The organism is Bacteroides acidifaciens (assembly GCF_024623065.1).
In the GTDB taxonomy this organism is placed as follows: Bacteria; Bacteroidota; Bacteroidia; order Bacteroidales; family Bacteroidaceae; genus Bacteroides; species Bacteroides acidifaciens.
Map to the genome: position 1 here is coordinate 1 of NZ_JANJZR010000167.1, position 2,042 is coordinate 2,042.

Annotated in this window: 1 protein-coding gene; it reads left to right on the top strand. The window is 43.7% G+C overall.

Going from position 1 to position 2,042, the window contains the following annotated elements; translation table 11 throughout:
- The first annotated feature begins 146 nt into the window (after positions 1-146).
- On the top strand, positions 147-1,838 hold the full coding sequence (locus NSB03_RS20460) for a transposase (RefSeq protein WP_257466629.1): 1,692 nt from the start codon (positions 147-149) through the stop codon (positions 1,836-1,838).
- The last annotated feature ends 204 nt before the right edge of the window (positions 1,839-2,042 follow it).

Sequence of the window (2,042 nt, forward strand, 5' to 3'; positions counted from 1 at the left end):
GGGGGAGACTGTCCGAGAACTCCTCTTTAAACAGAGGTTTGTCGTTGTCCCTCCGCAATAGCCCCTGTTTGTAGCATGGTTTAACATTAGATATTCATGCTTCTCATTCATTTTTCTTATCTTTACCTAAGCTAAGAAACAGAGTTATGGCATATAAGAAAGGTGAAGAACGACAACAGAAAGTACTTTTCCCCGATTGCATAGACGACTATGTTGAGGAGGATGCTCCGGTTCGTTTGTTTGATGCATTCGTTGATAGTTTGGATATGGGCAAGTTAGAGTTTATACGGAACATTCCCAAAGCCACGGGAAGTCCCGGGTACGACCCTCGTGACCTGTTAAAACTGTATATTTATGGTTACTTTTACCAAGTGCGTTCATCGCGCAAGTTGGCCCGTGAGTGCAAATGCAACGTGGAGGTGATGTGGCTACTGGGCAAATTATATCCTGATTTTCGCACCATTTCCGATTTTCGCAAGGATAATAAGGATAGCATAACTAAAGTATTCAAGGAGTTCAATAAGTTCTGCATGGGGTTGAAGCTCTTCTCCAAGTCATACATATCTATTGACGGAAGCAAGTTCAAGGCTGTAAATGCCAAGGATAACAATTTTACGCTCAACAAACTTGACGACCGTATCAAACGTTTGGATGAACATATCACTTTATACATGGAAGAGCTTGACTCATGCGATCGGGAAGAAGGTCGCAAACTTTCCAGAGAAGAACTTGAGCACAAACTGAATGTCTGTAAAGAACGCAAAGCCCGTTACGAAGCATACCGCACTACATTAGAGGAGTCTAATGAAAAACAGATATCGCTTACTGACCCGGATGCAAGACTGATGAAAGCGAATGAAGGTTTCTGCGTAGGCTATAACATGCAGACGGCTGTTGACGCGGACAGCCACATGATTGCCGGCTTCCGGGTCACTAACAGTCCTACTGACCATGGCCAAATAACAAACGTAGCTACAGATGTGAAAAAAGACTATGGGATTGACATCCTTGAGACTACAGCAGACAAGGGCTATGAATGCCCCGAAGACCATACCGACGCACTTGCATCGGGCATTGTACCCAATGTCATCCGGCGTGACGGTGGCTGCACCGAGCAGGTTGAGTTTGAGTACATTGGAAACACCATAACCGATGAACAGAAAGTTAGTACCAACCCCGAGGACTTGAGGGCATGTCTTCAAGCCGGAGTAATTCCCGATGTCTACAACGGAATCTTAACTGATATGGAAATTGTTGAGGTAAAAAAGCGTACATTGCCGACATCCGATTCAGCAGTGCTGGACATGACTTCCGAACAAATGCGTGCCAAAGCTCTTGAAGGCTTCTTCGTTAGGGATGCCGAACGTAACCTTGTCTATTGTCCGCAAGGTGAGATTCTTAGACAGAAATCCATTAAACGAAACGGCAATATACGTTACTGCAACAAGTTGGCCTGCAAGAAATGCAAATGCAAGTGTACCATATCCAAGTTCAAGGAAGCGGACTTTAGTAAGGATGATCTAATAAAGGTTGCTGATACCCGAAGGAAACAAGATGCAGCAAATGACGGCAATGCGAATCTGAAACCAACAAGAATAACCGTTATGAAAAAGGTGGTACGCTATGTGCTACATCTTGACCAAAAGAAAATGGATAATCGCAAATGTTTGTCGGAACATCCGTTCGGGACAATTAAAAGAACGCTCGGATACTACTATTTTTTACTAAAAGGTTTTGCAAAAGTAGGTGCAGAGATGGGATTGCTCTGTCTATCCTATAACCTACGTCGTGCTATAAGTCTCAAAGGTGTACCCGCACTGCTTGCCGCACTCCGATAAAAGACTTGCCGAGGTGCACATCCTTACGAATATAGGTAATAACCACATTTTAAAGTGCATTTTAAGCTTCTAAAACCGATTATCATGAGAGAATTTATTCTTTCAATTGAAAAACAAATTCCACCAGATAGTCTCTACGACCTCAAATCCGCTGCAAGAATGCCATCCTACAGCGAAAATCAGAGTTCTCGGACGGTCTGGGGG